This is a genomic window from Kitasatospora sp. NEAU-69, from assembly GCF_057158765.1.
Genome location: NZ_JBWXUE010000017.1, coordinates 105,123 through 124,792 on the forward strand (window position 1 = coordinate 105,123; position 19,670 = coordinate 124,792).

15 protein-coding genes are annotated in these 19,670 nt (G+C 71.0%); 6 read left to right on the plus strand and 9 right to left on the minus strand.

Translation table 11 applies throughout. The annotated features are described in order from the left end of the window. Nucleotides 1-527 precede the first annotated feature (527 nt). Entirely contained in the window at nt 528-956 is a 429-nt protein-coding gene (locus tag AC060L_RS20985; RefSeq protein ID WP_483800420.1) for an SHOCT domain-containing protein, read from the minus strand. Between the two features lie 190 nt (nt 957-1,146). Between AC060L_RS20985 and AC060L_RS20990 the strand changes: the two genes are divergently transcribed. Together AC060L_RS20990 and AC060L_RS20995 are read left to right on the plus strand one after the other, a co-directional pair. Next, on the plus strand, nt 1,147-2,568 hold the full coding sequence (locus AC060L_RS20990) for a DUF2252 domain-containing protein (protein WP_483800360.1): 1,422 nt from the start codon (nt 1,147-1,149) through the stop codon (nt 2,566-2,568). Nucleotides 2,569-2,650: 82 nt separating this feature from the next. After that, on the plus strand, nt 2,651-3,256 hold the full coding sequence (locus AC060L_RS20995) for a DUF998 domain-containing protein (RefSeq protein ID WP_483800361.1): 606 nt from the start codon (nt 2,651-2,653) through the stop codon (nt 3,254-3,256). A 63-nt stretch (nt 3,257-3,319) separates the two neighbouring features. On the opposite strand, the gene AC060L_RS21000 is transcribed toward AC060L_RS20995, so the two are convergent. The 4 genes from AC060L_RS21000 to AC060L_RS21015 all read right to left on the minus strand — a co-directional run bounded on the left by AC060L_RS21000 (nt 3,320) and on the right by AC060L_RS21015 (nt 8,093). Continuing rightward, complete coding sequence (locus AC060L_RS21000) at nt 3,320-4,786, minus strand: GH1 family beta-glucosidase (RefSeq protein WP_483800362.1); 1,467 nt, start codon at nt 4,784-4,786, stop codon at nt 3,320-3,322. A 72-nt stretch (nt 4,787-4,858) separates the two neighbouring features. Then, nucleotides 4,859-5,704: a carbohydrate ABC transporter permease gene (locus AC060L_RS21005; protein WP_483800363.1), complete on the minus strand. Its 846-nt coding sequence runs from the start codon at nt 5,702-5,704 to the stop codon at nt 4,859-4,861. 47 nt (nt 5,705-5,751) lie between these two features. Continuing rightward, the gene (locus AC060L_RS21010; protein ID WP_483800364.1) at nt 5,752-6,702 is read right to left on the minus strand and encodes a carbohydrate ABC transporter permease; all 951 of its coding nucleotides are present in this window, start codon (nt 6,700-6,702) and stop codon (nt 5,752-5,754) included. Between the two features lie 68 nt (nt 6,703-6,770). Then, nucleotides 6,771-8,093 (minus strand): ABC transporter substrate-binding protein, encoded by a 1,323-nt coding sequence (locus tag AC060L_RS21015; RefSeq protein WP_483800365.1) that lies wholly within the window; start codon nt 8,091-8,093, stop codon nt 6,771-6,773. A 319-nt stretch (nt 8,094-8,412) separates the two neighbouring features. Here AC060L_RS21015 and AC060L_RS21020 point away from each other — a divergent pair, with 319 nt between their 5' ends. Continuing rightward, nucleotides 8,413-9,486, plus strand: a complete 1,074-nt coding sequence (locus AC060L_RS21020; RefSeq protein ID WP_483800366.1) for a LacI family DNA-binding transcriptional regulator — start codon at nt 8,413-8,415, stop codon at nt 9,484-9,486. Between the two features lie 122 nt (nt 9,487-9,608). On the opposite strand, the gene AC060L_RS21025 is transcribed toward AC060L_RS21020, so the two are convergent. Together AC060L_RS21025 and AC060L_RS21030 are read right to left on the minus strand one after the other, a co-directional pair. Further along, the gene (locus AC060L_RS21025) at nt 9,609-11,108 is read right to left on the minus strand and encodes a cellulase family glycosylhydrolase (RefSeq protein WP_483800367.1); all 1,500 of its coding nucleotides are present in this window, start codon (nt 11,106-11,108) and stop codon (nt 9,609-9,611) included. Nucleotides 11,109-11,186: 78 nt separating this feature from the next. Beyond that, nucleotides 11,187-13,187 (minus strand): glycoside hydrolase family 6 protein, encoded by a 2,001-nt coding sequence (locus AC060L_RS21030; protein ID WP_483800368.1) that lies wholly within the window; start codon nt 13,185-13,187, stop codon nt 11,187-11,189. 595 nt (nt 13,188-13,782) lie between these two features. On the opposite strand from AC060L_RS21030, the gene AC060L_RS21035 reads away from it, so the two are divergent. From AC060L_RS21035 to AC060L_RS21045, 3 genes are read left to right on the plus strand one after another with little or no spacing between them, the layout of a single operon-like run. Beyond that, a complete protein-coding gene (locus tag AC060L_RS21035; protein WP_483800369.1) occupies nt 13,783-15,594 on the plus strand; it encodes a ricin-type beta-trefoil lectin domain protein in 1,812 nt (603 codons plus the stop codon). Between the two features lie 38 nt (nt 15,595-15,632). Continuing rightward, nucleotides 15,633-16,925, plus strand: coding sequence for an RICIN domain-containing protein (locus tag AC060L_RS21040; protein WP_483800421.1), 1,293 nt, complete (start codon nt 15,633-15,635; stop codon nt 16,923-16,925). A 46-nt stretch (nt 16,926-16,971) separates the two neighbouring features. Further along, nucleotides 16,972-17,865, plus strand: coding sequence for a MurR/RpiR family transcriptional regulator (locus AC060L_RS21045; protein ID WP_483800370.1), 894 nt, complete (start codon nt 16,972-16,974; stop codon nt 17,863-17,865). Here the strand turns inward: AC060L_RS21045 and AC060L_RS21050 are convergent. Beyond that, nucleotides 17,844-18,869, minus strand: coding sequence for a pyridoxal phosphate-dependent aminotransferase (locus AC060L_RS21050; protein WP_483800422.1), 1,026 nt, complete (start codon nt 18,867-18,869; stop codon nt 17,844-17,846). The two genes, AC060L_RS21045 and AC060L_RS21050, sit on opposite strands and share 22 nt — an antisense overlap. 142 nt (nt 18,870-19,011) lie before the next feature. After that, the gene (locus tag AC060L_RS21055) at nt 19,012-19,656 is read right to left on the minus strand and encodes a dihydrofolate reductase family protein (RefSeq protein WP_483800371.1); all 645 of its coding nucleotides are present in this window, start codon (nt 19,654-19,656) and stop codon (nt 19,012-19,014) included. Between the last annotated feature and the right edge of the window lie 14 nt (nt 19,657-19,670).

Sequence of the window (19,670 nt, forward strand, 5' to 3'; positions counted from 1 at the left end):
GAGCTGCTCGCGGCGGCCACCGGCGAGGGCGCGGAACTGTCCGGCATCACCGCCGTGCTGCTGCTCACCGCGGAGGACGACTTCAACGCGCTGGCCTCGGAGTTCCTCCAGTCCGGCGCGGAGCCGGCGGTCTACCGGCTCGGGCCGCCGGCCGACAGCCACGGCGTGGTGGCGCCGTTCCTGGGCGCCGACGTGCTCTTCGGCGCGGGGCTGACCGGGCCGGAGCTGGCCCGCCGCTACCAGGCCGGCGCCGGCGTCGTCGCGCAGCGGCTCGGCGCCGCAGCCCCGGCCGGGGTCGGCCGAGTCGCCCGAGCCACCCGGGCAGCTGCGCGAGCTGCCCGAGCTGCTCGGGCACGACCTGCTCTTCGTGGTGCGCCCCGACGGCCGGCTCGACCCGGTGACCGGCGGTGGCCGCCCGGTGCCCGGGCCGGGGGACATCGTCGTCTCCCTCGACCCGGCGCCCCGGCCCCGCACCGGCCCGCCGGTCAAGTGACGGCAGCCCACCGAGGAGTCAGCGGGTTTCTCCGTCAGGCGAGGATCTTGGCCTTCGCCTGCTGGTACTCCTCCTCGGTCAGATGGCCCTTCTCCTTCAGCTCGGCGATCTTCGCGAGCTGGTCGGCCTGGTTGCCCTGGCCGCCCCCGCCCTGGCCCCCTTCCGAGGCGGCATCGCGGACGTACGCCTTGAACTCCGACTCGCGCTCCTGCGCCGACTTGACCTCGCGCTCGGCCATCGAGCGGCCGCGGGCGATCAGGTACACCAGGACGCCGAGATACGGCAGCAGGATCACCAGGGCCAGCCAGCCCGCCTTGCCCCAGCCGTGCATCTCGGGGTCCCGGAAGATGTCGGTGATGACCCGGAACAGCAGGATCAGCCAGATGATCCACAGGAAGAACCACAGCATGGTCCAGAAGATGTCCAGCAGCGGATAGTCCGTCTTCGCCAGCAGGTCGTACATTTCTGCACTCCGTTCTGCACTCCGTACGGTTGGCACGGCAGTCCAGACTCCGGCACCCCCGTGCGAAGTCGTGCGAAAAGCCGACTGCCCTAGAAACCGTGATATCACCGACCACCCCGGTGCGCGCATCGTGCCGGTGGCGCGCAGCATGGAATGACGAGCGCCGGTTCCACGGTCAGGAGGTTCTCCGATGACTCGTATCGCGGATCTTTCCCCGCACGGCGTCCGGCGGCCGTCCCCCGATGAGCGCGCGGCGCGCGGGCGGGCGGCCCGGGCGGACGCCCCCAGGTCCAGCCACGCCGAGCTGCCGTTGCCACCGGACCGGACGGACCCGGTCTCCGTCATCGAGGAGCAGTCCGCCGCGCGGGTGGCGGAGCTGGTGCCGATCCGCTACGGCCGGATGACGGAGTCGCCGTTCCGCTTCTACCGGGGCGCTGCCGCGATCATGGCGGGCGACCTGGCACGCACCCGGAGCTCCGGCCTGTACGCCCAACTCTGCGGTGACGCACACATGTTGAACTTCCGTCTGCTGGCCTCGCCGGAGCGGAACCTGCTCTTCGACATCAACGACTTCGACGAGACGCTGCCCGGGCCCTGGGAGTGGGACGTCAAGCGGCTCGCCACCAGCATGGTCATCGCCGCCCGGGAGAACGGCTTCTCGACCCGGGAGCGCGCCGAGATCGTGCTCGCCACCGTGCGCTCGTACCGCGAGAAGATGCACGGCTTCGCCGAGCTGTCGAACCTCGCCGTCTGGTACGCCCGCGCCGACGCTCAGACACTGGAGGCAGTGGCGGCAGGCGAGTTGCAGAAGCGCGGCCGCAAGAAGCTCTCCGAGGCGCTGACGAAGGCGCGCGGGCGGGACAGTCTCCAGGCCTTCGAGAAGCTCACCGAAGTGGTCAACGGCGAACGCCGGATCGTCTCCACGCCGCCGCTGGTCGTGCCGATCGCCGAGCTCTTCACCGACACGCAGCGCGCGGTGGTCGCGGGGCAGCTCAACGAGCTGATCGAACGCTACCGGCGCACCCTCCAGTCGGACCGACGGCACCTGCTCGGGCAGTTCGGCGTCGTCGACATGGCCCGCAAGGTGGTCGGCGTCGGCAGCGTCGGCACCCGCTGCTGGATCATCCTGCTGCTCGGCCGCGACGGCACGGACCCGCTCTTCCTGCAGGCGAAGGAGGCCGACACCTCGGTACTGGCCCCCTTCGCGGGCGCCAGCGAGTACCCGACCCAGGGCGAACGGGTGGTCGCCGGGCAGCGGTTGATGCAGGCCGCGAGCGACATCTTCCTCGGCTGGGAGCACGTGATCGGGGCCGACGGCCGCGACCGCGACTTCTACGTGCGCCAACTGCGCGACTGGAAGGGCATCGTGGATCCCTCGCAGATGATCCCGCAGGGCATGGGCCTGTTCGGCGAACTCTGCGGTGCCACGCTGGCCCGCGCCCACGCCAGGTCCGGCGACCGGATCGCGATCGCCGCCTACCTCGGGAACGGCGACGTCTTCGACCGCGCACTGGTCACCTTCGCCGAGGCCTACGCCGACCAGAACGAACGCGACCACCAGGCCCTGGTGGACGCGGTCAAGTCCGGCCGGGTCAGTGCCGAGGCGGCCTGAGCCCCCGGGGCCGGGGCCGGGGCCGGCAATGGCGCCGGTCCGCCACGACCCGCGCGGAACAGCGGAGAGCTACGGGGGTCCGATGCGCACCGTCCCGTGGTGGGCCCTGCTGTCGGCCGCCTGCGCGCCCGCCGTGCTGATCGCCGGCTGGATCGCGGCCGGCCTGGTCCAGGGCCCCGGCTACGACCCGGCCACCCAGACGATCAGCTCCCTGGAGGCCGACGGCGCCCCTGGTCAGTGGCTGATGGTGGCCGCGCTGGCCACCCTCGGCGCCTGCCACCTGATCACCGCCCTCGGCCTGCGCCCAGCCGCCACGGCAGGCCGGGTCGCCCTGGCCGGCGGCGGCGTGGCGTCGATCCTGGTCGCCCTCTCCCCGACCCCGGCCCACGGCGGCTCGCTGCGCCACGGCGTGGTCACCGGCGCCGGCTTCGCCCTCCTCTGCGTCTGGCCCTGCCTGGCCGCCGCCACCACCCGCGCCGCCCCCTGGGCACTGCGTCTGACCCCCTCACTCCTGGTGACGGTCGCCATGCTGGCCGGCGCCGCCTGGTTCCTCCTCGCCCTGCGCGCCCACGGCCCGGCCGGCATCGCCGAACGCCTGGTCACCGCCACCCAGTCCCTCTGGCCCCTCACCGTCGCGCTTTCCTGTGCCCACCACGCCACCGCGACGGCCACCGACCCCGGCCGCTAGGCCTGCGATGCCCTGCGCTGCCCTGCCCTGCGCTGTCCTGTCCTGTCCTGCGCTGCCATGGCCCTACTCCGTCAGTGCCTCCAGCGCGTTGGCCCGCAGGGTGCGGGCGTACCAGGCGGCACTGGACTTGGGGATCCGGCGCTGGGTCGGGTAGTCCACATAGACCGCGCCGAACCGCTTGTGGTAGCCGTAGGACCACTCGAAGTTGTCGAGCAGCGACCAGAGGAAGTAGCCGCGCACGTCCGCGCCGTCCGCGATCGCCCGGTGCACGGCGGCCAGGTGGGCGTGCAGGTAGGCGATCCGCTGCGGGTCGTGCACCGTGCCGTCGGCGGCGACGGTGTCCTCGAAGGCGGCGCCGTTCTCGGTGACCAGCAGCGGCAGGCCCGGTTTGGCGCGGGCGGTGGCGGTGATCAGGTCGTACAGGCCGGTCGGGTCGATCGACCAGCCCATCGCGGTGGTCTCGCCCGGCGGCAGGTGGAACAGCACCTGCTCCGCGCCCGGCCAGGGCGAGTGCTCGCTGTTGCCGTGCGCGTCGTGGGCGCTGCTGCCGGCTCCCTCCCGTGCCGCCGAGACCAGGGTCGGGGTGTAGTAGTTCAGTCCCAGCAGGTCGATCGGCGCGCCGATCGCCTCCTCGTCGGCCGGCTGCACCAGCTGCTCCCAGTCCACCAGGTGCGCGGTGTCGGCCTTGAGGTCCGCGGGGTAGCCCCCGTGCAGCAGCGGGCCGGTGAAGATCCGGTTGCCCACGGCGTCGATCCGCCGGGCCGCGTCGAGGTCGTCGGGAGCGTCCGTCAGGGCCCGCACCTGGTGCAGGTTCAGGCTGATGGAGAGCTCGGCGGAGCTCGGCAGCGCGGCGCGCAGCGCGGCCACCGCCCGGCCGTGGCCCAGGTTGAGGTGGTGCGCGGCACGCAGCGCGTCGGCCGCACTGGTGCGGCCCGGCGCGTGCACGCCGGAGCCGTAGCCGAGGAAGGCCGAGCACCACGGCTCGTTGAGCGTGGTCCACACCGGCACCCGGTCGCCCAGGGCCTCGGCCGCGAGTCGGGCGTAGTCACCGAACCGCTCGGCGGTGGCCCGCACCGGCCAGCCGCCCGCGTCCTCCAACTCCTGTGGCAGGTCCCAGTGGTAGAGCGTGGCCACCGGCTGGATCCCGTGTGCGAGCAGCTCGTCGGTCAGCCGCCGGTAGAAGTCCAGGCCGGCTTCCAGTGCCGGACCGCGGCCGGTCGGCTGGACCCGCGGCCAGGAGATCGAGAACCGGTAGGCCTTGAGGCCGAGTTCGGCCATCAGGGCGACGTCCTCGCGGAACCGGTGGTAGTGGTCGGTGGCCAGGTCGCCGGTGTGGCCGTCGGCCACCCGGCCGGGGGTGTGGCTGAAGGTGTCCCAGATCGACGGCGTCCGTCCGTCCTCCCGGACGGCGCCTTCCACCTGGTAGGCCGCGGTGGCGGCACCCCAGCGGAAGCCGGGCGGGAAGACCTGCGGTGGCGGCTGCCGCCGCGGGGAGTCGGCACGATCGGTGCTGCGGGATGCCAAGGTCATGTGGAGAGCTCCCAACGAAGTAGGGGGCAGTAGAGGTAGGGCGCAACAGAAGGAGGGGGGAGCAACGGCGGGTCAGCCCTTCACGGCGCCCTGGGTGATGCCGCCCACGATCTGACGGCCGAACAGGACGAACACCAGCAACAGCGGCAGGGTGCCGATCAGTGCTCCGGCCATGATGACCGACCAGTCGGTGGACCAGCCGGTGCCGAGGCCGGCCAGTGCCACCTGCACGGTCGGGTTGGTCGCGCCGTTCATCGCGATGATCGGCCACAGGAAGTCGTTCCAGGACTGGACGAAGGTCAGCATGCCCAGGACCGCCATCGCCGGACGGGCGATCGGGAGCACCACGTGCCAGACCACCCGCAGCGAGTTGGCGCCATCGGTGCGGGCCGCCTCCAGCAGCTCGGTCGGCAACGCCTGGACCAGGTACTGACGCATGAAGAAGACGCCGAACGCGGTGACCAGCGTGGGCATGATCAGCGCCTGCAGGTGGTTGCCCCAGCCCAGTTGCCGCATCAGGATGAACAGCGGCACCACGCTCAGTTGCGCGGGGACCGCCAGGGTGGCCACCAGCAGGCCCATCAGGACACCCCGCCCGGCGAACCGCAGTTTGGCGAAGGCGAATCCCGCCAGCACCGAGAAGAGCACGGTGCCGAGGGTCACCGAGCTCGCGACCAGCGTGGAGTTGAGCAGCGCCGGGCCCATGCCCCGGCCGCCCGCGTGGTGCCAGACGTAGGAGAGGTTCCGGAACAGGTTCGCGCCGGGGACCAGCGGCGGCGGGCTGGAGACCACCCGGTGGGCGTCGGTGGAGGCGGCCACCAGCGTCCAGTAGAGCGGGAAGAGCGATGCCAGCGCGGCCAGCGCCAGCACCGCGTAGGTGACCGGGCCGGCGTGGTGGGTGCGCCCGGCTCGGGCCATGGTTCGCCACACCTTTCCTCGTGGGGACACTCCTTGTGGGGGATGTGTCACTGCGACCGCCGCAGCCGACGGGCGATCAGGGCGTTGACCAGGCCGAGCAGCAGGAGCAGCGCGAACATCGTCCAGGCCACCGCCGAGGCCCGGCCCAGCATGCTGTTGTGGAATCCCTGGTCGTACATCAGCACACCGAGGGTCTCGTACTGGTTGTCGGCACCGCCCTGGTGGCCGCTCTGGCCGCCGAACAGGAAGGGCTCACCGAAGAGTTGGGTGGCACCGATGGTGGAGATCACCACGGTGAACAGGATCGTCGGCCGGAGCGCCGGCACCGTCACGTGCCAGAACTGGCGCAGCCGGCTCGCGCCGTCGATGGCAGCCGCCTCGTACAGCTCGCCCGGCACCGCCTGCATCGCGGTCAGGTAGATCAGCGCGTTGTAGCCGGTCCACCGCCAGGTCACGATGGTGGCGATGGCGAACTGTGAAGTCCACTTGCCGGCCTCCCAGTTGACGGGGGCGAAGCCGAGCAGGTGGATGAACCAGTTGGCCATCCCGCCCTCGGGACTGAAGATCAGCGCGAACACCAGCGTGGCGGCGGCCACCGAGGTCGCGTACGGCGCGAGCAGCGCCGTGCGCAGGAAACCGCGGCCGCGCAAGCGGTAGTTGAGCAGATGGGCCAGCCCGATGGCCATCGCCAGCTGCGGAACGGTGGAGAGCGCGCCGAGCGTGACGGTGTTGCGCAGCGCGTTCCAGAAGAACCGGCTGGGCGCGCCGGTGAACAGGTCGGTGTAGTTCTGCAGGCCCACCCAGCGCGCCTGGTTGACGTTGTAGAGGCTCACCTGGTGCAGCGAGAGCCAGCCGGTGTACAGCAGCGGGAAGAGCCCGAAGGCGGCGAAGACGACGAAGAACGGTGCGACGAACGCGTAGGGCGAGCCCTTGCTGTCCCAGCGATAGAGCCGGCTGCGCCACGCCTGGCGGCGCCGGTCCTCGGTCGGGGTGACCACGGGTGTCTTCCTTCCGTGGAGTCGGTCCCGGGGCCGGGCGGGCGGCAGTCCGGCCCCGGGAGGTCGGATCACTGGATGCTGCTGTCGATCTGCTGGACCGTGGTGTTCCAAGCGTCGGTCGCGCTCTTGTGGTTCTGCTCGACCAGCAGGATCCCGTTGCTGAAGTCGTTCTGCAGGTCACCGGCGTGCGGCCCGGTCTCGGCCGGCTGGATCGCCTTGGCCGCGGCAGAGAAGATCTGGCCGGTGGGGGCGTTCGGGCCGATGTACGTGCTCTTGTAGTCGGTCAGCTGGCTCAGCGAGTACGCGCCCTGGTTGGACGGGATGTTGCCGACTGCCTGGAAGACCTTCGCCTGCTGCTCGGGGGCGGTCAGCCAGGCCACCAGCGCTTCCGCCGCCGCCTGGTGTTTGCCGGAGCTCGGCACGCTCAGGAACGACCCGCCCCAGTCGCCGGCCGCGGGAGCCTGGGCGATGTTCCACTTGCCGGCGTTGGCCGTGCCCGAGAACTTCTGGATGTTGGCCTGCTGCCAGGACGGGCAGATCGTGGTGGCGAAGGTGGACTGCGCGAAGGCGGTCTGCCACGGCGGGTCGAACTCCTTGAGGCCCTCGGATAGTCCGGCCGAGTCGGCCTGCATCGCCAGACTCCAGGCGGACTTGACGCTCGGTGAGTCCTTGTAGTCGAGCTTGCCGCCCTTGTAGTACTGCTGGGCGGAGGAGGAGACCACGCCGTTGAACAGGCCGGTGGCGGTGTCCATGAAGTAGGTTCCCTTGGGCGCCTTGGCCTGGAACGCCTTGCCCTGCTCGACGTACTTGGACCAGTCGCCGGCCCAGAGCGCGCTGACGGCGGCCGGGTCGCTGGGCAGGCCGGCGGCCTGGAAGAGGTCCTGCCGGTAGCAGATGGCCATCGGGCCGACGTCGGTGCCGAGCCCGATGGTGCGGTTGTCGGCGGTGGTCGCCTGCTGCCACTTCCAGGGGAGGTAGTCGCCCTTGCTGACACCGGGCGCCTTGGAGAGGTCGACGAAGGCGCTGCTCAGCGCGTCCGAGGTGGCCAGGGCGATCCGGCCGACCTCCAGGGCCTGCACGTCGTCCATGCCGCTGCCCGCCGCCAGGTGGGTCTGGAGCGCGGTCCAGTAGTCGGCCTCGGCGGTGGTGGTGTCCTCCTTGATGGTGATGTTCGGGTGGGCCGCCATGTAGGCGTCGAAGAGGCCGGCCTCCTTGTAGCCGAAGGTGCCGAAGTCGCCCACGGTCAGGGTGATCTTCTGGCTGGAGTCGGCAGCGGCGGGGGAGCCGCCACCGCTGGAGGAACAGCCGGCCAGCAGTAGCGCGGCGGCGGCCAGCGCAGCCGGCCCGAGGAGGGCGGATCTGCGGGGGCGGGTGGTTCGAGTCTGGTGCACAGGGGCTCCTTCGGGGCCGCCGTACCGGAGTTGTACTCGGTGCGGCCGTTCGGTGGGCTCTTCGGTGCAGTACTGTCGGTCTGTGGGAGCGCTCCCAGTGCCTGCCGGAAGGGTGCGGCCTGGCGGCGATCTGTGTCAAGGGGGAGGCTTGGATGTAACCGATGCGTGTCCTGGTGGAGTTGGCCCCGACCGGCGGTACCCTCGCCCCGACCGGCGGTACTCTCGCGAGTCAGGACACCGATGAGCAGCACCGGAGAGGCCGGCAGATGATCCGCAGCAGACAAGGCCGACGGACGGCCCGCAGCCGACGAGGCCGCCGATGACCGCCACCCCACCGCGCCCCGCCAAGGCGGATCGGGGGGATCCCCGCCCCCGGCCGACCCTTGAGGAGGTGGCCGCGCTCGCCGGTGTCGGCCGGGGCACGGTGTCCCGGGTGATCAACGGGTCGCCGCGGGTGAGTGACCGGGCGCGGGCGGCGGTGGAGCGGGCGGTGGCCGAGCTGGGCTACGTCCCCAACCTGGCGGCGCGCACGCTGGTCACCTCGCGGACGGACGCGATCGCGCTGGTGGTGCCCGAGGCGGAGACGCGGCTCTTCTCGGAGCCGTACTTCGCGGACATCATCAGCGGGGTGTCGGCCGAACTCGCCGACACCGACATGCAGTTGCTGCTGATGCTGGTGCGCAACCAGCGGGAGCGGGACCGCCTCTCCGCCTATCTGCGGGCGCACCGGGTGGACGGGGTGCTGCTGGTGGCGGTGCACCGCGACGATCCGCTGCCGGGGGTGCTGGAGCAGCTGGGCATCCCGGCGGTGCTGGCGGGGCGGCGCGGTGAGCACGAGCCGCTGAGCTACGTGGCGGCGGACAACGCGGGCGGGGCCCGGATGGCCGTGCGGCACCTGTTGCGGCGCGGCTGCCGGCGGATCGCCACGATCACCGGGCCGCTCGACCTGGAGGGCGCGGAGGCGCGACTGGCGGGCTATCGCGCCGCTCTCGCGGAGGAGGCCCGGACGGACTCGGCGGCCGAGCGGATGCCGTCGGAACTGGTCGCCGTGGCGGACTTCACCGAGCACGGCGGCCGGGCCGCGATGACCGACCTGCTCTCGCGCGCACCCGAGTTGGACGGGCTCTTCTGCGCCTCGGACGTGATGGCGGCAGGTGCGCTCCAGGTGCTCCGGGCGGCCGGGCGGCGGGTGCCGGACGATGTCGCGCTGGTGGGATTCGACGACTCGATCGTGGCCCGGCACACCGACCCGCCGCTGACCAGCGTGCGCCAGCCGACCCAGGAGATGGGCCGCTCGATGGCTCGGCTGCTGCTCGAGGAGATTGCCCAACCGACCCGGGCCAGGCGGCAGTTGGTGCTGGCGACGGAGCTGGTGGTGAGGGACTCGTCGTGACGGTCGGGGGCCGGAGCCGGCCGGATGCGGCGGAGTCCCGGGCATGGCGAAGTGCCGGGCGCCCTGAGAGGCGCCCGGCAGCCCGCCCGGCAGTGCGGCCGGCGGCGGGGTCAGCGGCGGGGTCAGCCGAGCGCGGCGAGGTGGGCCCGGTAGCCCGCCCCGAAGGCGGTCGGCGTGCCGTCGTAGGCCGAGATCAGCGCGGGGCCGCTGGAGCAGTCCCAGGTGTTCCAGGCCCACGCGAGGTAGGAGACCCCGTGCTGGTCCAGCCAGGGCAGCAGTGAGTCCAGGTAGCCCTGCCCGCAGTCGTTCTCGCCGAGCTCGCCGGTGATCACCGGCACGGCTGCCGCGACGGGCCCGATCTGGCTGTCCCAGCAGCTGGACGAGGAGCAGGCGTTGAAGTTGTAGGAGTGCCAGGAGGCGGCCAACTGGTGCAGCGGGTCGGTCGGTTCGTAGGCCAGCCACTGGGTGAGGTCGTTGGCCCACTCGATCCCGCCGAGCATCAGCACGTTGTCCGCGCCGGTGCCCCGCACCGCGTCCACCATCGACTGCATGCCGGCCACCTGGTAGCCGATGCCCGGGCAGCTGCCGCCGTCGCGCCAGCAGGCCCAGCCGCTGGCCTCGCTGCCGGTCGCGCGGGAGGTGTAGGGCTCGTTGAACAGGTCGAAGACGGTCGCGTCGTCGCCCTTGAAGGTGGCGGCCACCGAGCGCCAGAACGGGATCGCGTTGGCGGCATCGGGCATCGGCTTCTGGCAGGTCGCGGTGGCGGAGGTGCAGGCCGAGGCGTTGCCGGTGTAGGCGCCGTCCGTCCAGTGCAGGTCCAGGATGGTGTTCAGGCCGTTCTGGTGCAGGAGCTGCACGTAGGACTTGATCGCGTTGATGTAGGTGGAGCCGGCGTAGGCCGCCTGGACGTTCGGCAGGCCGAGCCAGCAGTCCTCGTTGAGCGGGATCCGGACAGCCGTGAGGTGCCAGCTCTTCATCGCGTCGATGGAGGCCTGGTCCACCGGGCCGTCGAAGATGCCGTTGCCCTGCACGCAGGCGAACTCGGCGCCGGAGCGGTCGGCGCCGTGCAGGGTGACGGTCCGTCCGGTGGCGTCCTGGAGGTGGTTGCCCACCACGTGCAGTGCCGACGCGGCACCCCCGGGCGCTGGGGTGCCGGACGCAGACGGGGTGGGCGTGGGAGTGGGCGTGGGAGTCGGCGTGGACGTGGGGCCGCAGACGGTGCCGTTGACGGTGAAGGCGGTGGGGGCGGTGTTGCTGCCGCTGTAGTTGAAGTTGGCGCTGGTGGTGTAGCTGGTGCCGGGGTTGATGGTGCTGGCGTAGCCGGGGTTGGTGACGGCGATGGTGCTGCCGGTCTGGGTCCAGGTGCCGTTCCAGCCGTTGGTGAGGGTCTGGTTGCCGGTGTAGGTGTAGCCGAGGGTCCAGCCGTTGATGGGGGTGCTGCCGGTGTCGGTGATGGTGAGGTTCGCGGTGAACCCGCTGCCCCAGTCGTTGGTGCTGTAACCGACTGAGCAGGAAGTGCCGTTGGCAGCGGCGGCGGGTAGCACGCCGGCGGGCAGCAGCAGTGCCGCGGCCAGTGTGCCGGCGGCCGCCGCGGCCGTGACGAGCACGGTGCGGGGACTCATGGGAGCGCTCCTGTGAACAGAGGAGTGGGGCCGGCCGGTGGGTGGACCGGCCGGCCCCGTGGGGGGAATGGCGCAGGATCAGCCTGCGGCGCAGGTCAGGGTCGGGGCGGTGTTGCTGCCCGAGTAGCTGCCCGAGAAGCCGAAGCTGGTGCTGCCGCCGACGGCCACCGCGCCGTTGTAGCCCGCGTTGGCGGCACTGACCGCGCTGCCGGTCTGCGTGGCGGTGGCGTTCCAGGCGTTGGTCACCTGCTGGTTGCCGGCCCAGGTCCAGGTCACCTTCCAGGACTTGGTGGCCGCACTGCCGGTGTTGGCCACGGTGACGTTGGCGTTGAAGCCGCTGCCCCAGTCGTTGGACACAGAGTACGTCGCGGTGCAGCCGCCACTTCCGGTTCCGCCCCCGCTGCCGGCCGTGGTCGCGGTGACCGCGGCGGAGGCGGGAGAGAGGTTCCCGGCGGCGTCGTAGGCGGCGACGGTGTACTGGTAGGCGGTGGCGGGCGCGAGGCCGGTGTCGGTGTAGCCGGTCGTGCTGGTGGTCGCGACCTTGGTGCCGTTGCGGTACACGTTGTAGCCGGTGACGCCGACGTTGTCGGTCGAGGCGGTCCAGGAGAGCGAGGCGCTGCTCGTGGTGGTGCCGGTGACGGTCAGCCCGGCGGGGGTGCTCGGCGGGGTGGTGTCACCGCCGCCGGTGGAGCCGAAGGACGGGTAGGCGTTCTGGACCAGCTGCTGGAACTCGGCGCCGTACCACTGGCCGGCCGGGACGTTGGCGGTGCCGAGGGAGTCGGTCGGGTAGGTGCCGCCGTTGCCGTCCGTCTGGGTGCCGTTCGGGTCGCAGTGCGGGTCGCCGTGCGGGTGGGTCGCGCTCGGGTAGTCGCCGTCCGACTCGCCCGGGGGCTTCACCCAGAGGAAGGCGATGATCGGGTTGGCGGCACCGTACGGCTGGGCCTGCGGCCGGGCGCCGATGCCCGCGCCGTTGATGTTGCACCAGTCACCGCGGAACGGGCGCTGGTCCACCCTGTTGGCCGCCACGTAGGCGTCGGGGGTGGTCGGGCTGGTGTTCAGCCCGGTGGGCCGGGCGCTGCCGCCCCAGCCGTTGCGCGAGGTGTCCACCAGGAAGCCGATGGTGCTCGGGAAACCGTTCGACACCATGGTGGAGTACATCTGGGTGTCGTAGGTGTACTCGTCGAAGTCCGGGTTCCACTGGTAGAAGTTGGCGGACTTCAGCGGCTTGCCGCCGACCTGCAGGTCGGGGTCGGTGAGGAACGGCTCGTTCAGCGGGGTGGTGTTCGCGGTGTCGCTGATGAAGCCGTCCACGCTGGCGAAGCCGGCCGTGGTGGCCTTGGCGATCTTGGCGTACTCCTGGCCGGCCGGGACCATGTTGCTCGACCAGCCGAGCCAGCCGGAGTGGCCGATGTCCAGGTAGTCGTAGACGTTGCCGATCGGGTGCAGCTTGTTCAGCGCGTACTCGACGCCGGTCTCGTAGAACGGCGTCGCGGTGGCGCAGGCCGGCTTGTTCTGGTTGGTCACCGCGTTCGGCAGCGAGTCCGGCTCGATGATCGCGGCGATCCGCAGCGAGGCGTATTTGGGGTCGGCCAGGATCGCCGAGATCGGGTCGATGTACTGGCTCTCGTACGTCGCCAGCCCGGCCGCGGTGGCCGGCAGCTCGCCGTTCGAGGCGATCGCGGCGCAGTCGCGCCCGGGCAGGTCGTAGACGACCACCTGGAAGACCACCGGGGTGTTGCTGCTCGCCGACTGGGCCAGCGCCCGGTCGAGGTGGGCGCGCAGGCCCAGGCGGCCGCCGTCGCCCGCGATGGCGCCGATGTGGTCCATCCAGACGGCGGTGGAGTTGCTCGCGACCTGGGCCTCCGTGGCGCCCAGCGTGCCGCCGTCGGCGGTGGCCTGGGCGCTGACCTCGGAGGTGTAGTCGGGGTTGATGTAGCCGGTCGCGCCGACGAACGGGTTGACCAGGTGGGTGGCGGCGGCGTGTGCCGTCTGCGCACCGACCATGGGGACGAGGGCCGCGGCGCCGAGTGCGGCCGCGGCGGCGGCCGTTCGGAGTCTGCGGAACGTGAGGTGGGGCACGATCGGGTCCCTTCGGGTGGGGGTGGGTGGGCCCGGGTGGCGCCTTGCTCGGCGGAGTCCTGATCGGATTCCTGGTGGAGTCCTGGGAAGCGTGGGAGCGCTTCCATCAGTTGGCTGGCGCTCTCGCCAATGCCCAAACACATAAAGCCAGGGTGATGATGGTCCGTCAAGGGTCATGACAGAGCTGGTTGTTCGAAGTGGGCGCGCTCCCATGGACTCCCAGGTGAGTGCGCGCTGTCGATCGGCCACCTCGCACGGCCCTCTCCGTGGCACCCTCGTGGGTGCGATCGGGCCGATCGGGCCGCAGTGCCAGGAGTGACGAAAGAGTGCACGACTCCTTGACAGCCCACAGACAGTGATGCACTGTCAACATTCTGAAGCGCCCCTGAACTGCAGTCGCAGATGTGAGCGCTCACATCTCCCGTCAGGTCGTGCAACGGCGGCGGCAAGCAGCAGTGCCCGGCCATCCCGGTCTGCGGCGGCTACGGCGGCGGACCGAACTGTGCGGTCCCACTGTGCCGTCCCGCTGTGCCTTCCCCGCTGTGCTTCCCCGCTGTGCCTCCCCCCTTCTCGCCAACCGAGAGGCTTGACAACGATGTTGAGAGGAATACGCCGCGTCAGCCTGGCCGGCGCGCTGGCCGGTACGTTCGGACTCACGCTGGCGGTGATGCCGGCGCCGCCCGCCTCGGCCGCCGGTGAGGTGGTCCAGAAGTGGCTGACCACCTCGGATCTGAGCCAGCACCTGACGCAGCAGGCCGACCTCGGCTTCTCCGCCACGTCCGGTTCGGCGACCATCAGCGTCGACAACACGCAGACCTTCCAGAGCATCGTCGGCTTCGGTGCCGCGATGACGGACACGTCGGCCTGGCTGTTGTCCGACAAGTTGAGCGGCGCCGCGCACACGAACCTGATGAACGCGTTGTTCAGCCCGAGTCAGGGCATCGGCATGAGCTGGGTCCGGGTGCCGATGGGCTCGTCCGACTTCTCCGCCACGGCGCAGCCGTACTCGTACGACGACGGCCTCTCGGTCTCCACCGGCACGACCGTCGGCGTGGGGTCCGGACGCTGCCTGGACGACACCGGCAACCCGGCGAACGGCACCCAGGTCTACATCTGGGACTGCACGAGCGGCAACGCGAACCAGCAGTTCGGCTACACCGGCGCCGCACAACTGCAGATCGCCGGCAAGTGCCTGGACGCCAGCGGCCAGGGCACGGCCAACGGCACCAAGGTGATCCTCTGGACGTGCAACGGCCAGCCGAACCAGCAGTGGAAGCTCAACATCGACGGCACGATCACCGGCGTGCAGTCCGGCCTGTGCCTCGATGTCACCGGCGCGGCCACGGGCAACGGCTCGCCGGCCCAACTGTGGGGCTGCAGCGGCCAGACCAACCAGAAGTGGACCCGCCCCGACCCGGCGCTCGCGAACTTCTCGATCGGCCACGACCTCGGCTACATCGTTCCGGATCTGAAGGAGGCGATGGCGCTCAACCCGGGCCTGAAGCTCCTGGCGAACCCGTGGAGCCCGCCGGGCTGGATGAAGGCGAACGGCCAGATGAACAACACCGGCAACGCCGGCACACTGCTCGCCTCCAGCTACGGACCGCTGGCGCAGTACTTCGTGAAGTTCCTGCAGGGCTACGCGGCGCAGGGCGTCCCGATCTACGCGATCACCCCGCAGAACGAACCGGGCTACGGCTCCGCCTACCCGGGCATGGAGTTCAGCGAGCAGGCCGAAGCCGCCTTCGTCGCGAACGACCTCGGTCCCGCGCTGGCCCAGGCGAATCTCAACCCCGCCGTGCTCGGCACCGACTTCAACTCCAACGTGCTCGGCAGCTACGCCGAGCCGCTGATGCAGGACGCCGGCGCCGCCAAGTACCTCGCCGGCACGGCCTGGCACTGCTACGCGGGCGGCCTGGACGCGATCGGGACGATGCAGGCGGCCTTCCCGACCAAGGACAACTACGAGACCGAGTGCTCGGACGGCATCGACCCGCAGAACGCGATCGAGACCTTCATCCAGAGCACCCGCAACTGGGCGCGGACCGCGACGATGTGGAACATCGCCGAGGACCAGAACAACGGCCCGGTGATCCCCGGCGGCTGCAACGCCTGCACCCCGCTCGTCACCATCGACCAGGGCACCGGGAACGTGACGTACGACGCCGGGTACTACTCCGTCGGCCACTTCAGCAAGTTCGTGCTGCCCGGTGCCAAGCGCATCGCGTCGAGCACCAGCGCGAACCTCGACGACGTCGCGTTCCAGAACCCCAACGGCTCCCTCGTGCTGATCGTCGACAACACCTCCGGCTCGACCCAGCCGTTCAGCACCAGCTGGGGCGGACAGCACTTCAGCGACTCGCTGCCCGGCCACGGCATCGCCACCTACGAATGGACGCCGGCATGACCAAGCGCAGCGGCTTGTTCGCATCCCTGCTGACCTCGATGGTCCTCATCCTGGCGGTGATCAGCGTGGCGCCGGGCACAGGCTTCAGCGCGACCGCCGCCCCGGCCAGGGCCGCCGCGGGCACCGCCGGCTGCGGCAGCGCACCGGCGCTGGCGAGCGGCACCCACACGATCACCAGCAGCGGCCAGAACCGCAGCTACATCCTGAGGGTCCCCGCCGGCTACGACCAGAACCACCCCTACCGGTTGGTCTTCGGATTCCACTGGGTGGGCGGCACCGCCGACGACGTCGACTCCGGCGGCACCGACGGGTACAACTGGTCCTACTACGGCCTGCGGCGACTGGCGGACAACGACAGCAACGGCACCATCTTCGTCGCACCCCAGGGGCTCAACAACGGCTGGGCCAACTCCAACGGCCAGGACGTCACCTTCGTCGACGACATGGTCGGGCAGCTCGAAGCCGGTCTGTGCGTCGACCCGACCCAGCTCTTCTCCGCCGGTTTCAGCTACGGCGGCTCGATGACCTACGCGCTCGCCTGCGCCCGGCCGACGGTCTTCCGCGCGGTCGCGGTCTACTCGGGAGCGGACCTCAGCGGATGCGACGGCGGTACCCAACCGATCGCCTACATGGGGCTCCACGGCCTGCGGGACAACGTCCTGCCGATCGCCGGGGGACGGGCGCTGCGTGATCAGTTCGTCAGGAACAACGGCTGCACCCCGCAGAACCCGCCCGAGCCGGCCTACGGCAGCCTGACCCACATCGTCACCAGCTACTCCGGGTGCAAGCCCGGGTATCCGGTCGAATGGGCCGCCTTCGACGGAGCGGGTCACGACCCCGGCCCGATCGACGGGTGCACCTGCGACGGCTGGCACACCTGGACGTCCGGCGAGGTGTGGAAGTTCTTCAGCCAGTTCGGCTCCCCGAATCCCCCGCCCGCCGGCGGCCAGGAGATCGTGGGCCAGGCGTCGGGCCGCTGCGTGGACATCAACGACTCCGCCACGGCCGACGGCACGCAGGCCCAGCTGTGGGACTGCAACGGCGGGGCCAACCAGCGGTGGACCGCCACGGCGAGCAAGCAGCTCATGGTCTACGGCAACAAGTGCCTGGACGCCTCGGGCCAGGGCACCGGCAACGGCACGGCGGTGGTGATCTGGGACTGCAACGGGCAGGCCAACCAGCAGTGGAACGTCAACGCCAACGGCACGATCACCGGAGTGCAGTCGGGCCTGTGCCTGGACGCCACCGGCACGGGCACGGCGAACGCGACGAAGATCCAGCTCTGGGCCTGCTCGGGCGCGGGCAACCAGCAGTGGAGTCTGCGCAGCTGAACAGGGCTCCGGGGCGCACCGGGCAGCTCGCGAGAGAATCACTGACATGGCCTCTCAACCGCAGTCCCCGCCGCAGACCTACGACGAACTCGTGGCCGTCCTGCACCAGCGCGCCACCACGCTGACCCGTTCCCAGCGCCTGCTGGCCGACCGGGTGATGGCCGACCCCGAGGGCGTGGCCTTCATGACGGTCTCGGATCTGGCGTCCGCGGTCGGGGTGAACGAGGCCACCGTCGTCCGGTTCGCCACGAGCCTGGGCCTGGACGGCTACCCCGGTCTGACCCGGCTGTGCCGCGAACGGCTGCGGGAGCAGGCCCAGCTGCTGCGCCGTTACAACCAGCTCCAGCAGCTCACCGCCGAGGGCGGCGACCTGCTGGAGCAGGCCGTCGCCCTCGACCAGGCCAACATCGCCCGTACTTTCGCGCGGCTGGACCCCGAGGCATGGCAGGCTGCCGTCAAGGCCCTCGCCGACAGCCCGCGGGTCCACGTGATGGGACTGCGCAAGTGCCATGCGCCCGGCTACCTGCTGGGCTACCTCCTGCGCATGCTCCGTGAGGACGTGCACACCGTCACGGGCGCCGCCGGCAGCCTGACCGACGAGCTCCGCCGCGTTCAGGAGGGCGACTGCTTCGTGGCGATCTCCATCCACCGCTACAGCGCCGAGACGGTCAAGGCCGCAGCATGGGCGCGCTCCCGCGGCGCCTGGTGCCTGGCGCTGACCGACAACCCGTCCTCGCCCCTGGCCACCACGGCCGATCAGGCGTTCTACATCGACGCCGCCGGGCCGTTCGTGCTGAGGTCGCTGACCGCCTTCACCTCCCTCGTCCAGGCGCTGGCCACCGGAGTGGCCCAAGCCCGCGGGCACGAGGCCCGCTCCACCCTGCTTCGGGAAGAGGAGTTGCTCGAAACGTTCTCCGTCTACGAAGCCCGGGAGGAGTGAAAGGCGGGCTGGGGCAGGCTGCTCAGCGCGCCGCGCAGGTGCTCCAGCGAGGACGCTATCCACGGCAGGGACGCCGGGTCGTCGCTGTCCAGCGCCTGCCGGCGCTCGGCGACCGACTCCCCGTACAGCAGGCTGGTCGCCACCCGTGACCGCGCGACGTGGGTCACCAGCTCCGCCGGGTCCTGCAGCACATGAGCGGCCACCGCCTGCATGGGCGCGGCCAGGCTCGACCAGATCTCACTGGCCACCCCGACCAGGTCGCCCATCAGGCTCTGCCCCCAGGCACCCTGAGGCACTCGGGCCATGCCGATCCGCCAGCCGCCCAGGGCCATCGACTTGCTCAGCCCGGTGGTCACCACCGTGCGCTGCGGCAGGAAATCCGTGGCGTGCGGCATCCGGCCGTCATGGACGAGGTCGGCGTAGATCTCGTCCGCGATCACCGCCAGCCCCCACCTCTCGGCGATCGCGCACACCTCGCGCACGTGCTCCACGCGCGCCACCGTGCCGGTCGGGTTGTCGGGCACGGTCAGCACGAGAATTCCCGGCCGGGCACCGGTCGCCCGCGCCTCCTCCAGAGCCTGTTCCAGCAGCTGCGGATCCGGCACGCCGCCGGCCTCGGCCGGGATCGGAACCCCGATGGTCCGCTTCGCCGCCAGCGACGCCTGGGCCGCGTAGCTCACCCATGACGGGCACGGCAGCACGACGTCCCCGGGCAGCGCCAGGAGCAGAGCGAACAGCAACGGCTTGCTGCCCGGCGCGAAGATCACCTGGTCGGGACGGGTCGGCAGGCCTCGCCGGGAGAACCAGCCGGCCGCGGCCTCCCGAGCAGCCAAGGATCCGACCACCGGCCCGTAGCCGTTGCGTCCGGCCGCACCGGCGAGCACCTCGGCAACCGAATCCGGCACCGGCAGGCCTGCCTCGCCGAACCCCAGGTGCAGCACCTTCTGCCCCGCGGCCCGGCGGGCCTGGAGCGTCTCGTTGATGGCCAAGGTCGCCGAATGCATCGTCACGTAGCCCACACTCCCCACAGAGATCAGCCGGAGCCATGCAACAGCTCCTGCGCCGCCCAGAGTAGATGCAAATAAATTTGCATACAAGGGCAGTGCAGGGCAGTGTGGGTGACCGCGATCCGTCGCCGAGGCGGAGCTACGGGCGGGTGAAGGTCAGATGGGTGATGCCGCTGGGTGTCGTCACCGACTCGACCTGGAACCGCTGCTCCAGCCCTTCCAGTCCGTCCCACAGCCGCTCACCGCGGCCGAGGACGATCGGGACCAGGGAGACGTGGAGGTGGTCGACCAGGTCCTCCGCGAGGAACTGCCTGACCGTGGCCGCGCCCCCGCCGATCCGCACATCGAGGCCGCCCGCGGCCTCGCGGGCCTGCCGCAGCGCCTCCTGCGGCGTGGCGTCGATGAAGTGGAAGACCGTGCCGCCCTCCATCTCCACGGGCGGGCGCGGGTGGTGCGTCAGCACGAACACCGGGGTGTGGAACGGCGGGTTCGCTCCCCACCAGCCCTTCCACTCCTCGTCGGTCCACGGGCCGCGCTGCGGACCGAACTTGTTGCGGCCCATGATCTCCGCCCCGATCCCGGGCCCCCAGGTCGAGGCGAGGGCGCTGTCGACACCGCTGCGGCCGCCGGCCTTGCCGTTCATCTCGTTGAAGGCGCGGGTCTCGAAGAACCACTCGACCAGCCGAGTCCCGGCATGCCCGAACGGGGTCTCCAGCCCCTGTCCCGCCCCGGCGGCGAAGCCGTCCAGCGACACGCTGAAATTGTGCACTCGAACACGCGACATGACACTCACGTCCC